Raw genomic sequence first — 20,787 nt, 5'->3', positions numbered from 1 at the left:
GCTTGCCCTATCAATTACACTTGCTAAAGCCGCACTGCGTACACTGCTTGCAGCCTTCTATATTAATAAGCGCTGCCGAACCGCAAGAGGGGCACAAATCTACGGAAGAAGTGTCAACAGAAGATTTGGAGATCGCCGGATAATCCGCAGACGCCGCTGCTTCTTCTCTTTGTGCTATTTTCGCTGCCGTCTCCTGCTCCGTCCCATTCTCCATATGAATCTCAAGCGATTTTGCAACGGCATCCGCAATGGACTCCACTCGGTTAACTCCGAATCCTATTGCTCCCGATCCGCCGATTCCTTTCAAATGTTTGACGAGCAGCTTCACCTTGTTTCCATGATCGCCATAACGCAGAAATAACGAACACACACGCCCTAATGCTTCAGCCATCGCAAACACATCCGAACCTGCCTTGCCTACGTTCAAGAAAATTTCTGCCGGTGATCCATTGAGATCATTGATCGTAATATAAGCCATGCCAAATGGTGTGTTCACCTTATAGGTCGCACCCCGCAGTACCTGCGGTCTGCGTTTATATTGCTTATCCAGCTCCTGCTCGTGTTGCACCACTGCTGGGACAACGGCTTCCACCAAATCCGCGTCAAATGGTTCTTCTGTTTTCTCTTCTTTAGACGACGTTGAGAGAACTTGAACATCACGACTGCCATCTCGGTAAATTGTCACACCCTTGCAGCCGAGCTCAAAAGCAAGCTCATACAATCTGCCCGTTTCTTCCACAGTGAAATCTGCCGGGCAATTCGCTGTTTTGGAAATAGAGCTGTCCACCCAGCGCTGTATCGCCGCTTGTACTCGAATATGATCCTCAGCCGACAAGCTCATCGAGGTTACAAAATAATCTGGTAGCTCCTCCCCCGGATGAGACGCCTTCCAAGACGCTGCAATCGGAACATCTTGTTTGTCAAAACCAAGTCGACTCTGACGATAGTATTCGAAGGCAAAATAAGGCTCAATTCCCGTAGACGTTCCGACCATTGTTCCCGTGCTGCCAGTCGGCGCTTGTGTAATGACCGTCACATTTCGCATGCCGTTCAAGGCCACACTGTCGCCAATCTCCGGAAATTCGGCTATCAATTGCTTCATAAATCCGCTCTGAACATATTTATCAGCTTCAAACGCTTGGAACGAACCTTTCTCAGCAGCGATTTCCGAAGACGCCAAATAAGACTCCCTAGCCATAAATCCATACAGCTTATCTAGAAAAACCAATGACTCTGCGCTGCCATATCGGATACGCAGCTTAATCATAAGCTCAGCTAGTCCCATCGTTCCGAGCCCGATACGCCGCTCAAGCTTCTGATTGCGCTCATTTTCTTCAAAATGATAGGGTGTTTTGTCGATGACATTATCAAGGAACCTTACAGACCAGCGCGTAACTTTGGCAAGTTCATCCCAAGCAACGTCATGCTTCTCTTCATCATAAAACTTCGATAGGTTTACAGCTGACAAGTTGCAGACGCCCCAGCCCGGCAAGCCTTGTTCACCGCAAGGGTTCGTACTAATAATGGGATTGAAATACCAGCTGTTCGACATTTGATTATAATACTCCATAAAGACAACGCCGGGCTCAGCTGACTTCCAAGCGGATTCAATAATCGCTTGCCATATTTCACGAGCGCGCACCGTTTTGTATGGGATAACCTTTTTGCCAAGCTTGCGCCATGCATCCAGATCGCCGGTCCATAGCTCGTTATACTCTATATCTTTGGTATCTGGAAATACGAGCTCCCATTCCAAATCTTCCTTTACAGCCCGCATAAAAGCGTTGCTAATACATACCGACAGATTGGCATTTGTCACTTGCCCCATCGTTTGTTTGACCGTTATAAACTCTAATACGTCCGGGTGCCAATCATTGATCATAAGCATCAAGGCGCCTCGGCGGCTGCCGCCCTGCTCAATGAGTCCCGTTGCATAGCTGAACAGCCCACCCCATGATACAGCACCGCTCGATGAACCGTTCACGCCTGCAACAATCGCTCTTCGAGGTCGCAGCGAAGATAAATTCATCCCAACGCCGCCACCGCGCGCCATAATTTCAGTCATCTCCGTGAGCGTTGTCATGATGCCGCCGCGGCTATCCTTCGGTGAGGGGATGACATAACAATTAAATAGCGTCAGCTCTTCACTAGCTCCAGCCCCCGCTGCAATTCTCCCGCCCGGAACCAGCTTCCAATCATCTAATAAATATCTGAATTTGTCCCGCCATTCCTTTTGCTTCTCTGATCCATCTTCAACAGATGCCATCGCATCTGCAAGACGATCCCACATTTCCTCAGGCGTTTTCTCAATCGTAAGCGTAAGTTTCTCTATTGTAGACTCCACATGCTCGCCGTTTCTAAGCTTTACGGTGACCTTGCTACCATCACGGGCGATAACTTCTCCGACTTCCTTGACAGGAAATTTCGGATCATCCTTCGTTAGAACAAGCACGATATCTCCGATCGCCGTTTTACTCGTATCTGCATTTTTCCACGCATATCGATCCAAAAAGATTTTCTCACTAAGTCCCTCAAGTCGATTTCCACCAGACATCTCCATCGCAGCTGCTTCCTCCCTCATACTAACGTGCTGAAGGCATAGGTTAGATCAGATATGCTTTTAGCACAATATATTGTGTCATAAAACCATTATACTATACTACATATTGATTTTCATGCTCTTTTGTGGCGAAATTTAGCAAACCTGTCCGCTTACATGCCCACTCTCGTTATATTGCTAGTCCATCCTCTTTTTTAAGCAGCATCTTATTAATATTAGATGAAAAGGCAATACTAATAACAACTTATCCCTTTTACTGCGGAAGGAGCTGTACTAGATGACATTTCAGACGACGCCGCAGGCTGCCTCAGGAGAAGCAGGCACGGCCTTTACTTCACGCAAGCTTCATCCTTTAGTTGAGCTGCAGCATGACCGCTCTTGGTTTGAAGAACTGCAAAACCGTTTAACAAAAGGCGGCCCATGGGATGATTGGACGTTATATCAGCTCGCTATGGAAGCCGAGCAAGCGAAACGAATTGAAAGCTTCGAAGAATTGTTATGCTTGCGATCTCTTCCAGCCTTCGAGCCAATGGCACATCAAATCAGCACAGCGCGCAAAGTGGTGCATGAGATGGGCGGCCGTGCGATTTTGGCCGATGAGGTTGGCCTTGGCAAAACGATCGAAGCAGGACTCGTGCTCAAAGAATATATTGTGCGCGGTTTAGCTAAGCGTATTCTCATTCTTGTCCCCGCTTCCCTTGTACTTCAATGGGTGCGTGAGCTTAATCAGAAATTCGGCATCTCTGCCGTAGCCCAGAAGAAGGAGCATACATGGGGATATGATGTAGTTGTCGCTTCTATCGATACCGCAAAGCGTGATCCGCATCGCGAGATTGTGCTTGGAACAGATTATGACATCATCATCATCGATGAAGCACATAAGCTGAAAAACAAGAAAACGACGAACTATCAGTTTGCTAATCTTTTACGCAAAAAATATTGCTTGCTCCTTACGGCTACCCCAATCCAAAACGATATGGACGAGCTGTTCAATCTCATTACGCTGCTCAAGCCTGGTCAGCTCGGCGGTCAAAGTGAATTTGCAGCAAACTTTGTTGTCGACAAGCGGCTTCCGAAAAATGAAGATCAGCTGCAGGAAGCACTCTCCGGTGTCATGATTCGGAATCGGCGCGGGGACGGCGGCATTCATTTCACGAAACGTTTTGTCAAAAATATACCGCTTACTCTCTCAGAAGAAGAGAAAGCGCTGTACGACGCGGTGACGGGCTTCGTCAAGGAACGGTATGAAGAAAGCGGCGGCGATTTATCAAGCATGCTCTCACTCGTTACCCTTCAGCGTGAAGTTTGCAGCAGCCGCGATGCGGTGTTTCTAACGCTTGTTAATCTATTTAAGAAAACGTCCGAGGACTCCCCTATGCGTCCAAAAATATGGGAGCTCGTAGAGAAAATTCGTAATATCAAAGCCAATACCAAAGCAGAAAAAGCGATGGAGCTTGTCAAAGAAATGGATGACAAGGTCATCATTTTCACTGAATACCGGGCTACTCAGGAATATTTGCTGCAGTTTTTCCGTGCTCAAAATATGATTGCCGTCCCTTATCGCGGCGGTATGAACCGCGGCAAAAAGGATTGGATGATGGATTTATTTCGCGGGCGCGCGCAAATCCTCATCGCAACGGAAGCTGGCGGCGAAGGGATAAACCTGCAATTTTGCCACCACATGATTAATTTCGACCTGCCTTGGAATCCAATGAGAGTCGAACAACGAATTGGGCGGGTGCATCGCCTTGGGCAAACGGAAGACGTAAAAATCTACAATCTGTGCACAATCGGCACCATTGAAGAGCATATCGTCAACCTATTGCATGAAAAAATTAACCTGTTCGAGCTTGTTATTGGCGAGCTGGATCATATTTTGGAGCGCTTTGAAAAAGGGGATGGCTCGCTGGAGCAGCGGCTTGCTCGAATGCTGCTAGAATCGGGCAACGATACGGATTTAAAACAAAAAATCAATCATTTGGGCTCCTCCCTCAGCCGCATTCGTGAAGAGGTGCTGACAGGCGAAAACCCGCTGCCGACAAGTCCTGACCTGCTAGTGAATTTGGATACGCTTGGACAAACCGTGGAGGTGCAGCCTTGAACGAAAAACAGGTGCACAAATTTGTAAACCGCTATTTAGAAGCTACCGAATGCTCAATTTTAGAAAAGTCACCAAGCCATTTCACGGTGAAGCTCTCTCCTCACGCCGACCGTGAGCTTACGAATCGTCCCTACTACTGGAGCTTCGTCGATCGCGTCGACGCAGAACCTGAGACGATGACATTCTTGTTTGTAACGGACAAGAACAAATATGACGCTGCCGAGGAGCTCAAAAAAATTGAAGTCGTGAACACCGAACAGGATGCTGCGCTAAACGCGCAAGATACTGCAGCGAATGCCGCTCTTGGGCGTTCGCTAGGCTTTATTCACGGCAGCTTGGCAGCACCCGTTCGCATTCCGCGCGAAGACTTGTTTTTTGGCGCACGCAAGCTTGAGCAAATATTTGATGCGGCAAAAGCTAAGGGCAGCTTCGTCCACTTGTTTCAGGAGCCAGACAAACGCTCGAACAATCCCTTTACCTCGACCCCTTACACGGCATGGCTGTCTGTCAATATGCGGGTAGAGTTCGCTTGTGATCGCAAGCGCGAAGAAATTCATAGCTACGGTGTCTCGCTCGCAACTGGACAATGTGTAGAGCATTTCTACGATCGCTTGCTTACGCATAAGCTTACGCCTCGCCTGCCGGCAAATATTCACATCACCAAAAATGGGCTCTCCTTTAATAAAGCGCTTAGCATTGTAGAGCAAACGTTGGAGCGCAAGCTTCGCAGCTATGATTACAGCTGGGCTGAGAGTGCATCAGCAAGGTTGAAGGAAGAGCTTGACCGAATTAACGGCTACTACGAGCCGCTTGTTAAGAATGCTATCGAAGAAAACAAACCAGCAATTGAGGAGCAATTCGCTCAGCGTCAATCCGAAATCAGATGGCAATATGAGCCTAGGGTGACTGCGTCCGCCATTAACTGCGGCATCTTTCATCTCGAGGGTATCGATTGACATGGATCTGACGTTATCCGCAGCAATACGTCAAAAAAAGGCGGTCACAAGGCCGCCCTTACGCGACAGGTTGCAACAGCCTTCTTAAAGCTTGTCCTATACAATGATATGGAGGTGATTAATTATGCCAAAAAAATTCATTAAGCTTACAGCGGCATGTGTTTTGACCGCTATTGTATTGTATGCAGGCGGATTGCAGCCACAAGCTGCTGCAGCCGTTTCTAATCCTACAACCGTTTATGAGCCTGTTCAACAGCAAGCGCAGCGCTGGGTCGAAGAACTGGCTGTACAGCCTTCTTTTGCCGCATGGAAGAAGTCGACGCTTATTGTTTCTCCTATTGGCCCTGGAACGCATAGCTGGCTTGTGCTTGTCATGCAAAATAAGAATACTGTCGGTTATCTTGTCATTAATGCGGTGGAGTCAGGTGGATATCAGCTAGGTGAATACGGAACAAACAGTCATCCATTATTCGATGAAAACACACTTACACGAGCGATTAAGCAGCTCGAGCTTCTAAAGCCTGCAACCCAAATTGATCGAATATATGTTCATCCTCTCCTCGCCGCATGGAAAATAACGACAGAGAAAGAAACGTATTATGCAGATGCCGTCAGCGGTGAATCGCTCCCTGCCAAGAAGGAAGATTGGACAAATGCTGCCGCAGCTAAGCTTGATAAAGCGGCTCCATTACTTAACTCTCAGAAAGCAGTCCTTATTAAACAAGTCTCGCTGCCGTCATTTAATCCATTCGATAAGCTTCCCTGGCTAACGAATAAACCCATCACATTCAGCTCCAATTCCTACACACCTCTCTTTGCCAAAATAAACAACAAAGAACAGCTCCGCTTTACCGCTGAGCTGTTTGATGGCCAGATGTTATATGTCTGGTCAGTCGTCGGATATAACAAATGGGACAACGGACAAATCTATGTCGCGCTTGAAGCAAGCGAGGACGGCTCTGATCGCCGCTATATTCCCCTTCAGCTTTTAATCGAGCTTGGGCACTTTTACCGATGACGTTCAGCGCGTCCACGCCACCATAACATAACACTCACTGGCCCCCATCCGAACCAACGCGTCAGCCAAGGCTCTCTCCGAGATTTGGCTAATACGTTGGTTTGTTTCCGTTCTTCCCTTGGTGTCTCTATATAATTTATAAATTTTTCGGTCATAAATTTTACGTATTCATCGCCTTTTGCCATGCTAATCAGTCCTTTCAGTACCGTATGAATTAATAATTTAAGTTTGCCCCTTAACCATCCAATCTAAACATGCATGAGTTTCCCTCCAAACAGCCACGCTAACCGTATGTCAAAGAAATCTGGAGGAACAATCAGCATGTTTCGTAAAATGGCACTAACCTTTGTTGTAATATGGCTGGCTGCTTCCAGCAGCTCATCCAGCGCTTTTGCATGGCCTCTTTTGCCGGTAGGCAACAATCAGGATTGGGCGCTTCCGTCAACTGTCGTCATCATTGATGCTGGGCATGGCGGGATTGACGGGGGAGCCTCATCAGCTGATATTTTAGAAAAGGATATTAATTTAGCTGTTGCGCGTAAGCTGTATTTCATTTTGCGAAGCCAAAACATACCGGCTGTACTCAATCGAACCGGCGACTATGCACTCAGTGACGATAATCGTTGGCATAATACACGCTCGAGACATCGTAAAGATTTATCGCAGCGCCGGCAATTAACCGATGAAATTGAAAGTGAACTGCTCATTAGCTTGCATGTCAATTGGTCTAAGAAAAGTATGCAGAAAGGCCCTTTAGTGCTGCATCAGAGCAGCGGTGAAAGCTCATTGCTTGCATTTTGCATACAAGATGCGCTTAATCGACAACAAAATACGGCTTTCCTCCCAAGGGAAGGAAAACCGTTTTATCTACTTAGAAGGGTGCAAGACCCTGCTGTAATCGTAGAAATGGGCTTTATTAGCAGCGAGCATGATCGTACGATGCTGACAGATCCGCAGCGTCAGCAAGAAGTTGCTGAGGCCATCGCCTCAGGGATTAGGCAATACAAGTGGATCGTTCATTGATTCTCCGCCAATAAGCGCAGTCAACTTCACGAATCTTACGGTAGGCTGCATCGCAGGTATGGACTGATGAAGAACCGAGGAGGTATATTTCCCAGGTGCTCCAACATGTCCGATTGTGATGCAGCTGTCATGTGTCTCCAAATGCTTGCGAAGCACGCCGATTTGCTTGGAAATATGCTGAACGGTATAAACGTCATCGAGAAATACATCATTGGAGACTGTCGGCACGCCCAGCTCTTTGGCTAATTTGGGAACAACCGTTTTGAAGGTGGTCCGGCTATCTAGAAAAAAGAGTCCCCGCTCCTTGCATACGCTTAGCACAATTCGCATCATTCGCTCATCTGCTGTCACCTTTGAGCCCATATGATTATTCATCCCAATGGCATGAGGCACATCGTCAATGGCATTCTCGACCCGTTTACGCACCTCTGCGTCGCTTAAATCAGTCGTGAGCGCTCCAGGGCCTAACCAGCTTTTTAGCCCTTTATTTGGCTCCATCGGCATATGAACAATGACATCGTGGCCAAGCCTATATGCTTCCTCTGCATCCTTCTTAGTCGTTGGCATAAAAGGCATAATCGCCGCTGTAATTTTGACTGGAAGCTTCATCATTTCCTCTGTTCCGCTCATGTTATTGCCAAAATCGTCAATTACGATTGCCACTGGCTTCCGTTCATCCACCTGCGCTGCCGCACTTATCCCTTTAGCTGAACTTTGAGCAGAAACATGACCATAACTCAGCGGGCTCGTAGCAGCTGAAAATGCACTCAGCAGCAAGACTGCCGCAGTTGTCTTAGCAACCGATGACCATCTCATTTTACGAAATTTCTGTATTTCTCTTTCCTCAATTACATTATGCTGTCTGCTCATTGCTGCACGCACCTTTCACCGTTTGCTGTTATTGTTTGTGAAAATGCTGGAAAATATGCGAATGCAGCATAATATCAGAAGCATAAACCTAACTTATAAATATAAAAAAAAGAGACCTGATTTAGGCCTCTCTTGTCATTGGTTTCTATTTATAATTTATTCGAACTTAAATTTCTGTAAGCAATTTCATCACATACAACTGATTGTTTAAGCGTGAGCGACTGGATGAGGAGCGAATGTTACTTTTCCGCCTGTTAATGATGCCACTCTTGCCAATGAATGTACAAGATAACCATGCTCGATCAGCTTTTCACGTCCTGGCTGGAACGCCTTCTCGATCACGATGCCAATACCAGCTACCGATGCACCCGCTTGCTCAACGATTCGAGCCAAACCAAGCGCTGCATCGCCGTTCGCTAGGAAGTCATCTATAATGAGGACACGATCTTCAGCTGACAAAAACTTGCGAGAAACAGTAACTTCACTTTCCTCTTGCTTCGTAAAGGAATAGATTTTCTCGGTATAGAGATCATCTTTAAGTGTCAGCGACTTGCGTTTACGCGCAAATATTAACGGCACGTTCATTTGCAGAGCAGCCATAACCGCAGGTGCAATGCCTGAAGACTCCAGTGTAAGCACCTTCGTAATTCCTTGCGCTTCGAATAGGGAAGTGAACGTTTTACCTATGGCGAGCATAAGCTGGGGATCTACTTGATGGTTTAAGAATGAATCCACCTTCAATACATTGTCATTAAGGACGATTCCTTCTTGCATGATTTTTTGCTCTAATTGCTCCACAGCATTTTCCCCCATTTTTATAAAATATTGTTGACTATTCCAGCTTACTCATGATACGATATTTTTTGTTAAAACATGTTTTGCGGTCGTGGCGGAATTGGCAGACGCGCTAGATTCAGGTTCTAGTGGTGTAACAGCCGTGGAGGTTCGAGTCCTCTCGACCGCATCTATCTCAAATCCCTTAAAACCCTTGATATTCAAGGGTTTTTTCTTTTTAAGACTAATAAATTGTTGAACACAATCAAGAATTCACTTTCTCCTAACTTCTTACTTGGGGACGGATTGGGGACGGATTGAAATAGTTAAGATTCAAAGATTTCATTTTTCACACAAAGCTAATCTAAACAATTTTTCCTATTACACCTTCTAACTTGTTCGTGTGTACGGACATATTATCTTATAAAATTCCTCTTGTAAAGGTACTCCTCTAACTGTTTGGCAGCGTTCAGCCGCTCTCAATTAAGACTGCTTCATGATCTGTAAACATCTTATTGACTTTTTATTTCCATAAGGAGATATTAAATAAAGTACAAACATTGATATCAAGGAGGTTTTGCGATTGGATAAAAAAGAGGTTCAATGCGGTTCGTGCGGTAAACGAGTTGAATTTTTAATTGATTCTGGTATCTGTCAGGAATGTTTTGACACAAAAGAGGAATAGTATATCACTGCTTCAAACAAAGAACGCCAGCACTCTTGAGGGTGCTGGCGTTCACTATTTTAGGACGATATTTCAGCTAAGCTGGACAATATTGAATAAATTTCAATTACGGTAGTGGATTTATGAGGTGTAATTTAACCGCCTACGTTGCCTTGTAAGCCATCGAGGAAACAATTCAATTGAATCATCCCTGTATATAACAAAGTGACAGCACCTATATGTACGTGTTGGCATACTTTGTTTATTCATTGACAATGATGCAACGGTTTAATACCATCTTTACATATAGTTGCGATTACCAATAAATTCTAAAGGTAGGTTAAAACATGCATACAGACTACAGTATAGCTTTTATATCAAAGGAGCTTGGAGGCTGGTTTAATGTAAATGAAAATCACCTCCCAGAATCCTTTTTTAGAAAACGCATAACTCTTGAAACGCTAGATCAGGAAGGAAATGTAATAGCGGCATCCCAAGTTTCAGAATCAGATAAAAATAGTATGATGGCCACACTGTTTGCAAAGTACGGTGCTATACTTATTATAAAGGAATCTTATCCCGATATATTTTCAGAAGATGAACTTCAGTTAGCAATATATCTTATCGAGCGTCTATACGGTTCAATTCCTACACAAGAAAGCGTAATGGGAGTAAGGAACTTAATTGACACGCACGGCTTTTCAAAAATTGAATTTGCATATGAATTGGCGTACGGGCCACAATGGAATGGTTGTTTTAGAGGAGTATCCCCTAAAAGTCGTTATTATAACGTGTATCTAACGTTTGATGAATCCTTAAAATTTATTAGCGAACGTGAAGGCTTTTATTATGTAATGAATAAACAAGGGGACCGAGTTCATGACTTTGTTGATAAACCTACGAAATCTCAAATTAATTATCATCGGAAGAAATATGATAATCAGACAGTCTTTTTAAGTTTTAGTGATTGGAAGCTACATAACACCTAGTTACAAATTATACAATAGAGAATGCCAGCACCCTTGTGAGTGCTGGCATTCTTTGTTTGTGTCGGTTAGGTTTTCGGTACTTTCTTGATACGTACAAACCCTTTGTAGGCTGCCACGTTACCGCCTACCCACACACTGCCTCTGTAGCAAATTTGACCCGACTTGAATTTGAAGTCCCGTGATTCTTCTACGGTAACTGGTGAGAATAATGGCATCTCGTATGCAGCTGGCTTTCCGTAAGCCATACTATACGCATTCACTGCTGTTCCAGTGCTGGATAGCGGTGCACAAGCACTGTTAATGATGTAGCGAACCGCATAGCTGTCATCGCTCGATATAGTGCCCGTGTTTCCGTTTTCGTCTAATGTGATCTTATAGAGTTTTTTACCATCTGTCGCGCGAATAGCAGCGAACGCAGCTAAATCTATTTTGTTGAGAGTTAGATAAGCACCACCCTCGACATTCTCACTTCCACCGTATCCGAAAACAATCTTATCCAGCGTAGTTTCGTCGATCTCTGAAATTCCAATATCAGACTCTACAGGGATTACATTCACTGGAGCTTTGAAAATACCAGTAATTTGATTCGCCCCTCCAAGACCGACGATGATTTGTTTTGCAATTTTCTTCCGTAGAGCGATTTGCATGCTATCACGTACCATGGTTTGATACATAACATCCGGCAATTTCGCTGACTCATCAGAAAGCTCGCAATAAGCGGTGATTTTTGCTTTTCCAATGTTAACAAAGTCCGTGATCGGCTCAGCATCATCATAATCTGCCGTTTCTGCTGTATAGTCTCCTTCTCCGCTTTCAACGACAAATCCTTTCTTATATGCTTCGCCACCCACTAGTGGAACAGAATTGACTACATCGATAATGGAGCTAACTTCGTTAAAAGCTGGGTTTAGTGAATTGGATGTATGCGTTGGAACGACCAGGTTACTGCTGCCGATTGTAACCGCTCGAAGCTCTGGCAATTCCTGAATACCAAATTCAACAGCTTGACGATTTTTCAGTTTGCTTCCTCGCTCGTTTAATTGCTCCGTAGAAGGCGCGAAGCCATTTTGTTCTCCTTGCCCTTGTCCCATTTGAAAGCTGCCAATGGATCTCATTTCCTGCCCTCTATACATACCTATAATTTGACCGCCGCTAATTGGGCTACCGCTACGTTGGTTTTGATCGTTGCCGCCAGCGATTCCCCGTTCTTCCTGCTCCAGTTGTTCTTGCAGAAGTATAATTTCTTCGTTTAGACCGTCTAGTTGAAAATTAAGGCTCCTTAGTTCCTCAACATTTTTTGAAGCCTGTGCTTTATTGGCAACAGCGATTTTTTGTTTCCTCAATTCTTTAATTTGCGCCTGGATACTCATTTTGAATTTCCACCTTTCACCTTCGTTTAATAAATCTCTGAATGAATCGTTGCGTTGTTTATCGCTGGTTTACTGCGCTTTACTTGCAGCAATCATTTCGCGCATTTCTAAAGTATCAATTCTACTTTCAATTTTTGCTTCTGCTTGCTTAACACTTTCTGAGATTGATAACGGGAATGATTTCAATGCGTTTGATAATGCTTGAAGCTCATCCTTGCTCAAACCATTTACTGGAACTTCAAGGAATAACGTTTCACCGTTAACGTGTGGATAGTACTTTCTTGCATAGTCTTGGATCGCATAACGCGAAACCGTTGAAAAGGTTGCTTCTGCTCCTTGGACGTTTTCGTTAAGATCCTCGATAATGTCCTTTACTTTGTCGGCTAGTTCGTGGGGGATTCTTGCTCTCAATTGATAATCTTTCATGTTTGTTTACCACCTTCATTGTTATTTGTTATGAATGTATCACACCGAACACAAATAGATACTGGCAGGTTACTGACATCTTACCGACATTCAATGAACACCGACCCTTGAGCTTTATTGGCTATTTTCTCAAATTCATTTTTCTTTTCGAAGATTTTCAAATTTTTTGGTTCATGTGAAATTTGTGTCCCCCCTACGGTCCCTGAGACAATTTTTCCAGCTTTTTGGGTGGGGGGATTAAAATATTTCCCAAATAAATTTTTCATTTTGAGAAAACAAAAAAATATTTTTTCAAAACGTTTGAGTTGTTCGGAGCGATGAATTGAGTTCGTTTTCTCATTTTATTACATTTGTTTCCAATTAACTGAAATCGATGATAGCCTCTATCCCCATGAACAACTGAGAATCATATGAGAATGACCGTTTGAATTCCTTATAAGATATATTCTCCATAGTTCAGAAAAAAGGGTTAGTCCGTTGTCCCGTCTAGAACTTCCCGTTTCCCTTCTAAACGTCCTCTGACTAACCCTAGTTATAGAGAGCTGCTATAGCTCAAAGCGACTGAAAGCATCGTCTAACGTGTCCTGTTTGATACCAATGTACCGCAAAGTTATCGACTGTTCGACGTGATTGAACAGCTCCATTAGTAACACTATGTCCTTCTCTCGCTTGTAAAAGTGATAGCCGAACGTCTTGCGTAACGAGTGTGTCCCGATCTCCTTCACTCCGAAACGCTGAGCTGCATCACTCAGAATCTTATAAGCCATGCTGCTATCAATCGGCTCGTTGATTGCTCCCGTTATCAGTTTCTTGCTCCTGCTCTTGAATAGATACTCATCATCCATCTTATCCTGAATATACTCATCGAGTACCTTTCTAAGTGTGCGGTTAATCTTGATAGACTTTGGTTTCTTAGTCTTCTTCTCAACAATGGCGATATGACTACCTCTTACCATTCCCACTTTGATTGGAAGGATATCCGATATACGCAAGCCAGTGTTAATGCCAAGAACAAAAAGTAAGTAATCCCGTTCGTTGTTCTCTTTCAAGTAATCCTTAATCAATTTAATTTTTCTTTCATCTCGGATAGGCTGAACAAATTTCAATGCTGACACCTCCCTTCTAGCCAGCTGCCATTAATCAAATTCCCAAGCGATTGGGATTTTAGGATTCTATCTTTTGCGTTATTGACTGCTATTTATGAATTTCAATCTACGAGCAATTGCTTCAATGCCTTTATTTATTCTGCGATTAACCGTTCTTTCATCCATGTTTTTAGCAAATTTATTAAGTGTTTCAGTAAAGCGGTTCCCCATTAAATAACGATGTTGAATTATTTCTTTTAGCTCATCGTCCCCGATGCAATCTACAGCTAAATCGATCATTTGAATCTGTGTAACAAATTGATTGTATAGCGATGATTGAGCATCATTAAGGTCAATGTTAGAGAATCCTGCAATCATCATTTTCATTTCTTCATAGCTCTCTAGCAGCAATTTCGTATTGTTGACCTCTTCTTTCGTTGTAACAGGAAGAAATATCATTCTTCATTCCCCTCTCGATGAATTTTTAGAGATATAAGAGCGAATTAGCAACCGATTCTATCCCTTCATTGATTTTCCGATCAATTGTTTTGTCGCAATAATCCCAACCTGAGAATCTAAGAATGGTAGCCGCTCGTTTATGCCCTTTGATATAACGATATTCAATTAACGCTTTAACGTTTGGATCAACAATTTGATTAACCGCTCGTTCAATGTTGCTAGTGCATTGAATCGCATTTTCCAGTGTTTCAACTTGCTTGGCAGTTTTAGCGGGATTCGATTCATAATCCTTAATGATTGCTTTCATTCTTGGGTATTGAGAAAGTAATGACTTTGCCGTTATGATTTCATTTTTTGTAGCAGTAGAAAGAAACGGTTTCATTTTCTACCCTCATCTCCTCGCTCTATCGCTGGCGGTACATATCAGGAATCTTCTTCGCTGGTAGTTGCGTTGGCAGTTCAACCGGCTCTCCGTCAATTTGCTGATGCGACCGATCTTGCGATACAAACTTGTTATATTTTTTCAGGAAGACTAGCTCCACTGAACCTAATGGCCCGTTACGCTGCTTAGCTATAATAATTTCGATAATGTTTTTCTTCTCAGACTCGACATTGTAATAATCATCCCGATACAAGAACGCGATCACGTCCGCATCTTGCTCTATCTGCCCAGACTCACGCAAGTCTGAAAGCATTGGTCGTTTGTCCTGCCGCTGCTCCACTCCTCTAGATAATTGCGAGAGAGCTGCAACAGACATGTCAAAATCTCTTGCAATCACTTTTAACATTCGGGAAATTTCCGATATTTCAGCTTGACGATTGCCTTTATGCTTCGCATCTCCTTGTATCAGCTGGAGATAGTCGATGATAATTAAAATCCTTCGTCCTTTGTACATGCGGCGTAGTTTTCGGCATTTCCTTCTGATCTCCCCAATCGTTACACTTGAATCATCGAATAAGTGAATGGGCTTGTCCGATAAATCACCAATGACCATCGTTGTATTCTCCCAATCCTGTGATTCAAACGTTCTTCTTGGGTTTCTCATTTTCATACCATCAATATTGCCGCCGCTGGATATGAACCGCTTGATTAAGAGTTTCTTGTTCATTTCCAAGGAGAATATAGCAACAACGTCTCCAGCTGCAGCAGCGTTATTTGCGATATTGAGAGCTAGAGCCGTCTTACCTACAGACGGTCTCGCTCCAATAACGATGTAATCCCCAGCTTGAAATCCTGATAGAAGAGCATCTAAATCTGGATACCCCGATGGAATTCCTGTAATATCCCCTTGATCAACTTCAAAGGACTCGTATGCTTCTATGAGTGCTTCTCGTATATGTCCGTCATCCTCGCTGCCGCCGACGTCTTCCATATTTGTGAATTCTGTAATGGCATCTTGGAGCGATTCAGCACCACTTTGCGATTCAAGCCGATACAATAAATCCGTTGCTACCTCAGCAACACGCCTACGCTGAAAGTAATCCTCAATCACTTCTTGATAATAAGTGATGCTGGAAGGGATGGCTGCCGCATCAATCAATTGACCGACATAAGAGACGCCGCCGACCTTCTCAATTTTCTCCTTCTTGACAACTTCCAAAATTGAAACGGGATTGATGGGTTTGCCTTCGCTCTCCAACTTTCGCATTACAAAGAACAAATTATGATGGATCTCGACTCCGAAATGTTCAGGCTTAAGGCGGCAGCTATCAAGAGTACTATTGTCTAGCAGGACTGCTCCTAGAAAGGCTTGTTCGGCTGCTGAATTAATCAGCTTTTCTTCTTGAATGGTGATTTCCATCGCCTCCGCCCTCTCCTGTTAACTTCGCTCGTATGGCTGCTAAATGATTTGAGATTTCCTCTTCACTCGGTGGCTTTTTGATAATCACCAACTCTTCCAGCATCGCCCTTGTCTGTTCGACGTTAGGAACGCCTTTCGAATCATCTACCATCATCCGCACTAAATCGGATAGAGCTGGTGGATATGGAGAATGAGCAATGAGGTAATCAAGCCGTTCTGTTGCAACGCTGTATTCAAAATGCTGCAATGCCTTGTACCATGATTTGACCATAGCCTTTTTATCTTCTACCTTGAATTTAGCCTGGTAGTTATCCGCTATCGAGCGAATTAATTTGAGCGTCTCCTGTTCAGTCATCACGCAATTCCTCCTCCAGCTCGTCCCATTGCGAATGACCGCTTGTGGCTGCTGGCTGATTTAAGTAGCTTTCAAACTTCGTTCCAAACAACGTCTGAGGGCGTAGATACATCCGCATCTTATTGTCTGTCGCCCATTCATCGTTTTTCGTTTCGATTACTCGGATGAAGTCCGTTAACGTGAACCCAGCTTTGAACCTTGCTCGTATAAGCCGCTGGGTTTCCGCTGTCGTATACTTAAAGCTCGTACCGCACGTTTGGTTTAGGTGTTCAATGATTTGTTGAAAAGGAATGCCGTCGAGTTTCTCGACAATATCTTTATTTATATCTTTCTTTACATTCTCCTCATTCTTTACATTCTTGTTTATATTAGAGGGTTGTCGTTGCTTTCGCGTTGCTTTCGCATCCTTTTCGTCGTTGCCTTCGTCGTTGCTTTCGTAACTCTTTAAATCCTGATAAACGCCGTAGTTATCAATGGTTACGAGTAATGAATGCGTTGCTTTCGTCGTTGTGATCATTGTTGCCTTCGAAGCGTCTTCGTTGGGGCTTCGTTTCGATTTCATCGCTTTACCGCGTAAAAACTCTAAAATCTGAAAAACTTGATCTTTTGTAGGCCTTTCAACCCTTGCTCCTACTCTCCATTTCACCCCTTCAATGATCTCAGGAATAGAGGTGAGAACCTGTCCTCGCTTCAAACCCTTGTAATTAGAATGCTGGGCAGCTGTGAGAAGATATAACCAGACCTTTATGTACAAAGGCGGCTTCTCCCATATTTCACTCTCGATGATTTTCCTTGCCAGCAAGATACAGCCGCCAGGTATTAAAGGTTCTGACAATTGATTTCACCTACAATTCGTTACTGAGATTCATATGGATGGCACCAGTCGGTTTCAACGCCTTCGCATAGATCGAAATCACATATATTTTCGTTATTAAATTTGAATGATAATTTCATCAGTCCCGTTCTCTGATCCATCCCTATGAGGATGTTTGGAACTTGACCTATAGAAATAAAATATTCTTCACAAGCACTTATGAAAGCAGCAAGTGCTATTTGTAGAACATCATCTTTATGGAAAGAATCTCCATCCATCTCCAAGGTTTTTTCTATCGCATTAGTTACGATCCAAAAATATCTAGCTAGCTTATCGGGCTTTCCTAGTGACTTAAAAACTAAATCCCTATAGCATCTAGCGAGAATGTTTTGGCATTCCATATCGATTCTCACAAGCATATACTCGACCATCCTTTCGGTGATCCGCAAAGAACCCTCTTGCTTTCATGACTGATATTATGTAGAATGAGGGCATAAAAAGGCCTTTGCGGTCTAATCATTAATCACAAACACAATTCCTTGGTCGGGGCAGTGGTTGTGATTTTTTTATTTGCATAAAAGTCTAGCGCATTTTTAAATTCTTCTTCCGAATCGAAGAGTTGAAGAATATCAACTAAAATATTCAGAATAATTTCAAGATCATTTACGCCCATATTCTTGAAGCGATCAATTAATTTAGGATCAGTTTTCATTAGCTCTTGAAGTTCTTCTTTGCTAAATTTTCTGAACTTCCTCATCTTTTTCCACCTCTCGTTATTCGAATGAGATTCTTAACAATGATTGCATGCTGCGAAGGGCTTCGATCAAACCAAAGGCGTGCCATTACCTCTAATGACATATTATTCAAAACTTAATTTCTCAAATCTATTAACGAAGTACATCTGCCCTTTTCCAGTAACTTTCGGTGTCTTATTTACTGTGATATGACCATCAGAATGATTGATCGTGGTTTCCTTGATTTCAAACAATTCCAAGTCCATAGCACGCTGTGTCGGCATGTTGTAGTCAGTACCTTTACGACAAATCAGATAACCATTTTCACGCAACCACTCAAAGAAACGGTTTTGTCCAATGTCGAAGCCGTTTTGCTTTAGAATTTTAGCCAACTCACCCACCAAGATACAGGATTTGCTTGCGGCTACAGCGTCTGCAAACAATACCTTTGGCTTGTCCTTCTCCAATTGAAGTTTCATGGCCTCCCTCTCTTCTGCAAGCGTGGCAGCAAGCCGTAGAGCTTCTGGTAGTGACTGCGGAATTCGAGAGCTGGATAGCTGTTCTCTCATCCGATTGAACTCTCCAATGTACATTTCCTTGAAACGTGCTGCTTCTTTGCCTGTGTAGCCCATGACCAAGAATGAGAAGCCGTCTTGAGTGATGTCCATCTTTGGCAATTCCTTATTCTGCTCTGACTTATAAGAGGAGAGAGCAAAATTGCGCTGTCTAAATTCAACACTACATTCAAGTTCGCGTACATCTCGAAGCACGTCTTTGTGGTTTTTGCCAAACGTCTCGGCGACGAACAGACTATCAGTTATTACTCTTCCGTTTTCAATAAATACGATATTACTCATTCCGACTCACCTTCCTGAGAATGTTTTTTACTAGGCAATAAGTAATTTAGTTGCTCCTGTTCTCGCTTCCAGATAGTTAAAGTGCGAGTACTAAATAATAATTTTGGTTTTCGCGTACCTTCAACACCGATTCGAACATGTGGTATCTGTTTTGCTGCACACATCCTATAGAGCAACTCCTTGGATATCCCAATGTGTTCAGATGCTTCAATTACATCCAATGTTCGATCTTGAATCACGTCAATTTTGTTAATTAATTGTTCGAGAATTTTCGGCATTAATTTTGTTTCAACATGATCGACAATAATATCGAGAAGATTCGATGAAGAATTATTCATTATAATTCCGTTCCTCCTTTATCCCGTTTTCCTAATAAGATCAAACAACGATTCTGGAATAATTTCTTTCACAGCTGCAACTCTAAAGCTCGCTGAATCAATATTAAGAATCTCAGCTAAAATGATATTGATTTCATCTTTAGCAGGTGGAAACTTACCATTTTGCATTTTACTAATCACGCCCTTGTCCAGCCAAATCTCTCTTTTTGCTAGTTTGAAGCATATTTGTGTTAGAGAGTAGCCACTTTTAGAGATTGCTATTTTTAACATTTTTGAATAATCCATTTGGATTCACCCCCACTTCATGACTATATAATCACATTAGTGAATTTTTCGTCACCAATTGATTTCGATATTACAAAAGACGACAATGTTTGTCAATGACGTAATAGTCACATTACAAAAATACTGTTGAATAAATAATCAACGTTTGGTAAAATATAAATTGAATGAACGGAGGATGAATTAATATGCATTACTATTCGGAATTGGTCGATATATATATTTCAAAAAGTGGATTAAGTCTTGCAGAAATAGCACGAAGAATGAATGAGGAGAAGGGAATTAAGGTTGACCGATCATACATTTCCAAACTCAGAAACTTTCCCAAATACCCTGCATCAGAGGAAATAAATAGAGCTTTAGCTGAAGTAACTAACGGAGATCCTGAAGAGCTAATTCTAGCTGCATATTTAGAAAAAGCACCTAAGGGAATAAAAGAAACACTGGAGAGTTCTAAAGAAATGACAGTTGTATTACTACTCAGTTCCTTAGTTAATTTTCTCGAAACATTCCGTCAAACTGGTTCTATTGACTGGTATAAAATTCAATCAATAGGAACCTTATCTTCACTACTATTCAAACTAAAGCATCACGTAAACATTGATCCCATATATGATGATCCAGAATATGCAGCAGAATTAATTAAACAACTAAAGTATTTCTTTTATCCGGATGTAGATAGCCTAAATTATGAGAAAATATTTATTGATTTTACACGATATGTTGATCAATCTGGAAATGCAATTAGAAACGGAAATCCATATCCAGAGTTACTAGAGAGAGCCTTTAAAGCCGAAGAAGAACGAGTAAACAACCTACGTTCAGGACACAAAAAATATAACTCGAATGAACAACATACGTCTTCCAACTCTAAGTCTGAGGATGATAAATTTGATCTCCTTAAACACTTAATTATTTATGATTCAATAGGAGCAAGTTTGGAGAAATTGAGTTATCCAAACTCTGAAGTTGCTGGTTTTGCATTCGTTGATCAATCAGTCTTGAATGGTCAAGAAGGATTTGCACTTAAAGTAAGTGATGATAGTATGTCAGGAGATCGTATTCTAGAAGGTGATGTTGCAATAATCGCGAAACAAAAAGATATAAAATCTCAAGATATTGCTTTAGTAGCCATTGGCGACGAAAACGCTATTTTAAGGCGAATTCAGTCTAACGGCGACATGTATATTCTGTTTCCATCAAATCCAAATTTCGAAACAAAAGTTGTTCATTCTTCTGAAGTGAAAATACTTGGTAAGGTTGTCGAAGTGAATTTTTGGCCTAAGTAAATAATATCATGAAACTTAGGA

General features: G+C 42.7%; 23 protein-coding genes and 1 tRNA gene. 7 read left to right on the top strand and 17 right to left on the bottom strand.

Annotated features, from left to right (window positions below):
• Window positions 1-10: 10 nt before the first annotated feature.
• A complete protein-coding gene (locus AC0VYE_RS13955) occupies window positions 11-2,560 on the bottom strand; it encodes an adenosylcobalamin-dependent ribonucleoside-diphosphate reductase (protein WP_475448694.1) in 2,550 nt (849 codons plus the stop codon).
• A gap of 277 nt (window positions 2,561-2,837) precedes the next feature.
• On the opposite strand from AC0VYE_RS13955, the gene AC0VYE_RS13950 reads away from it, so the two are divergent.
• From AC0VYE_RS13950 to AC0VYE_RS13940, 3 genes are all read left to right on the top strand, one after another.
• Window positions 2,838-4,661, top strand: coding sequence for a DEAD/DEAH box helicase (locus AC0VYE_RS13950; RefSeq protein ID WP_076270007.1), 1,824 nt, complete (start codon window positions 2,838-2,840; stop codon window positions 4,659-4,661).
• Window positions 4,658-5,617, top strand: coding sequence for a YqhG family protein (locus AC0VYE_RS13945; RefSeq protein WP_076270008.1), 960 nt, complete (start codon window positions 4,658-4,660; stop codon window positions 5,615-5,617). The genes AC0VYE_RS13950 and AC0VYE_RS13945 overlap by 4 nt, the downstream gene beginning before the upstream one ends.
• Window positions 5,618-5,741: 124 nt before the next feature.
• Window positions 5,742-6,635 (top strand): hypothetical protein, encoded by an 894-nt coding sequence (locus AC0VYE_RS13940; protein ID WP_475448691.1) that lies wholly within the window; start codon window positions 5,742-5,744, stop codon window positions 6,633-6,635.
• Here the strand turns inward: AC0VYE_RS13940 and AC0VYE_RS13935 are convergent.
• On the bottom strand, window positions 6,626-6,820 hold the full coding sequence (locus AC0VYE_RS13935) for a YqzE family protein (protein WP_076270010.1): 195 nt from the start codon (window positions 6,818-6,820) through the stop codon (window positions 6,626-6,628). The genes AC0VYE_RS13940 and AC0VYE_RS13935 overlap by 10 nt on opposite strands.
• Window positions 6,821-6,956: 136 nt before the next feature.
• Here AC0VYE_RS13935 and AC0VYE_RS13930 point away from each other — a divergent pair, with 136 nt between their 5' ends.
• Window positions 6,957-7,658, top strand: coding sequence for an N-acetylmuramoyl-L-alanine amidase family protein (locus AC0VYE_RS13930; RefSeq protein ID WP_076270011.1), 702 nt, complete (start codon window positions 6,957-6,959; stop codon window positions 7,656-7,658).
• On the opposite strand, the gene AC0VYE_RS13925 is transcribed toward AC0VYE_RS13930, so the two are convergent.
• Both AC0VYE_RS13925 and AC0VYE_RS13920 read right to left on the bottom strand, forming a co-directional pair.
• Window positions 7,623-8,528 (bottom strand): divergent polysaccharide deacetylase family protein, encoded by a 906-nt coding sequence (locus tag AC0VYE_RS13925; RefSeq protein WP_475448689.1) that lies wholly within the window; start codon window positions 8,526-8,528, stop codon window positions 7,623-7,625. The two genes, AC0VYE_RS13930 and AC0VYE_RS13925, sit on opposite strands and share 36 nt — an antisense overlap.
• Window positions 8,529-8,735: 207 nt before the next feature.
• On the bottom strand, window positions 8,736-9,326 hold the full coding sequence (locus tag AC0VYE_RS13920) for a xanthine phosphoribosyltransferase (protein WP_475448687.1): 591 nt from the start codon (window positions 9,324-9,326) through the stop codon (window positions 8,736-8,738).
• An 82-nt stretch (window positions 9,327-9,408) separates the two neighbouring features.
• On the opposite strand from AC0VYE_RS13920, the gene AC0VYE_RS13915 reads away from it, so the two are divergent.
• Window positions 9,409-9,492 (top strand) — tRNA-Leu (locus AC0VYE_RS13915).
• Window positions 9,493-10,313: 821 nt separating this feature from the next.
• Window positions 10,314-10,955: a hypothetical protein gene (locus tag AC0VYE_RS13910; protein WP_475448685.1), complete on the top strand. Its 642-nt coding sequence runs from the start codon at window positions 10,314-10,316 to the stop codon at window positions 10,953-10,955.
• Between the two features lie 65 nt (window positions 10,956-11,020).
• Here AC0VYE_RS13910 and AC0VYE_RS13905 read toward each other — a convergent pair whose 3' ends face one another.
• The 13 genes from AC0VYE_RS13905 to AC0VYE_RS13845 all read right to left on the bottom strand — a co-directional run bounded on the left by AC0VYE_RS13905 (window position 11,021) and on the right by AC0VYE_RS13845 (window position 19,480).
• Complete coding sequence (locus tag AC0VYE_RS13905; RefSeq protein ID WP_475448683.1) at window positions 11,021-12,325, bottom strand: phage major capsid protein; 1,305 nt, start codon at window positions 12,323-12,325, stop codon at window positions 11,021-11,023.
• Between the two features lie 69 nt (window positions 12,326-12,394).
• Window positions 12,395-12,751 (bottom strand): hypothetical protein, encoded by a 357-nt coding sequence (locus AC0VYE_RS13900; RefSeq protein ID WP_475448681.1) that lies wholly within the window; start codon window positions 12,749-12,751, stop codon window positions 12,395-12,397.
• A gap of 545 nt (window positions 12,752-13,296) precedes the next feature.
• On the bottom strand, window positions 13,297-13,857 hold the full coding sequence (locus AC0VYE_RS13895; RefSeq protein WP_475448679.1) for a tyrosine-type recombinase/integrase: 561 nt from the start codon (window positions 13,855-13,857) through the stop codon (window positions 13,297-13,299).
• A gap of 78 nt (window positions 13,858-13,935) precedes the next feature.
• On the bottom strand, window positions 13,936-14,295 hold the full coding sequence (locus AC0VYE_RS13890; protein ID WP_475448677.1) for a hypothetical protein: 360 nt from the start codon (window positions 14,293-14,295) through the stop codon (window positions 13,936-13,938).
• A 25-nt stretch (window positions 14,296-14,320) separates the two neighbouring features.
• Window positions 14,321-14,677 (bottom strand): hypothetical protein, encoded by a 357-nt coding sequence (locus AC0VYE_RS13885; protein WP_475448675.1) that lies wholly within the window; start codon window positions 14,675-14,677, stop codon window positions 14,321-14,323.
• A 22-nt stretch (window positions 14,678-14,699) separates the two neighbouring features.
• The gene (gene dnaB, locus AC0VYE_RS13880; protein ID WP_475448673.1) at window positions 14,700-16,097 is read right to left on the bottom strand and encodes a replicative DNA helicase; all 1,398 of its coding nucleotides are present in this window, start codon (window positions 16,095-16,097) and stop codon (window positions 14,700-14,702) included.
• Window positions 16,063-16,455 carry a hypothetical protein gene (locus tag AC0VYE_RS13875; RefSeq protein ID WP_475448671.1) on the bottom strand — a complete coding sequence of 131 codons (393 nt, stop codon included), beginning with the start codon at window positions 16,453-16,455 and terminating at the stop codon, window positions 16,063-16,065. Before AC0VYE_RS13875 ends, dnaB begins: the two co-directional genes overlap by 35 nt.
• Complete coding sequence (locus AC0VYE_RS13870) at window positions 16,445-17,287, bottom strand: conserved phage C-terminal domain-containing protein (RefSeq protein ID WP_475448669.1); 843 nt, start codon at window positions 17,285-17,287, stop codon at window positions 16,445-16,447. Before AC0VYE_RS13870 ends, AC0VYE_RS13875 begins: the two co-directional genes overlap by 11 nt.
• A gap of 20 nt (window positions 17,288-17,307) precedes the next feature.
• Complete coding sequence (locus tag AC0VYE_RS13865) at window positions 17,308-17,685, bottom strand: hypothetical protein (protein WP_475448667.1); 378 nt, start codon at window positions 17,683-17,685, stop codon at window positions 17,308-17,310.
• Between the two features lie 104 nt (window positions 17,686-17,789).
• Window positions 17,790-18,023 (bottom strand): hypothetical protein, encoded by a 234-nt coding sequence (locus AC0VYE_RS13860; RefSeq protein WP_475448665.1) that lies wholly within the window; start codon window positions 18,021-18,023, stop codon window positions 17,790-17,792.
• A 102-nt stretch (window positions 18,024-18,125) separates the two neighbouring features.
• On the bottom strand, window positions 18,126-18,857 hold the full coding sequence (locus AC0VYE_RS13855) for a phage antirepressor KilAC domain-containing protein (RefSeq protein WP_475448663.1): 732 nt from the start codon (window positions 18,855-18,857) through the stop codon (window positions 18,126-18,128).
• The gene (locus tag AC0VYE_RS13850; protein ID WP_475448661.1) at window positions 18,854-19,195 is read right to left on the bottom strand and encodes a helix-turn-helix domain-containing protein; all 342 of its coding nucleotides are present in this window, start codon (window positions 19,193-19,195) and stop codon (window positions 18,854-18,856) included. Before AC0VYE_RS13850 ends, AC0VYE_RS13855 begins: the two co-directional genes overlap by 4 nt.
• A gap of 18 nt (window positions 19,196-19,213) precedes the next feature.
• A complete protein-coding gene (locus AC0VYE_RS13845) occupies window positions 19,214-19,480 on the bottom strand; it encodes an XRE family transcriptional regulator (protein ID WP_475448659.1) in 267 nt (88 codons plus the stop codon).
• 185 nt (window positions 19,481-19,665) lie between these two features.
• Between AC0VYE_RS13845 and AC0VYE_RS13840 the strand changes: the two genes are divergently transcribed.
• Window positions 19,666-20,766 (top strand): LexA family protein, encoded by a 1,101-nt coding sequence (locus tag AC0VYE_RS13840; RefSeq protein WP_475448657.1) that lies wholly within the window; start codon window positions 19,666-19,668, stop codon window positions 20,764-20,766.
• Window positions 20,767-20,787: the final 21 nt, after the last annotated feature.

The organism is Pristimantibacillus sp. Z349TD_6 (assembly GCF_056173205.1).
Note: the sequence above shows the minus strand (reverse complement) of the source record. Positions and strands in the feature narration are given on the sequence as shown.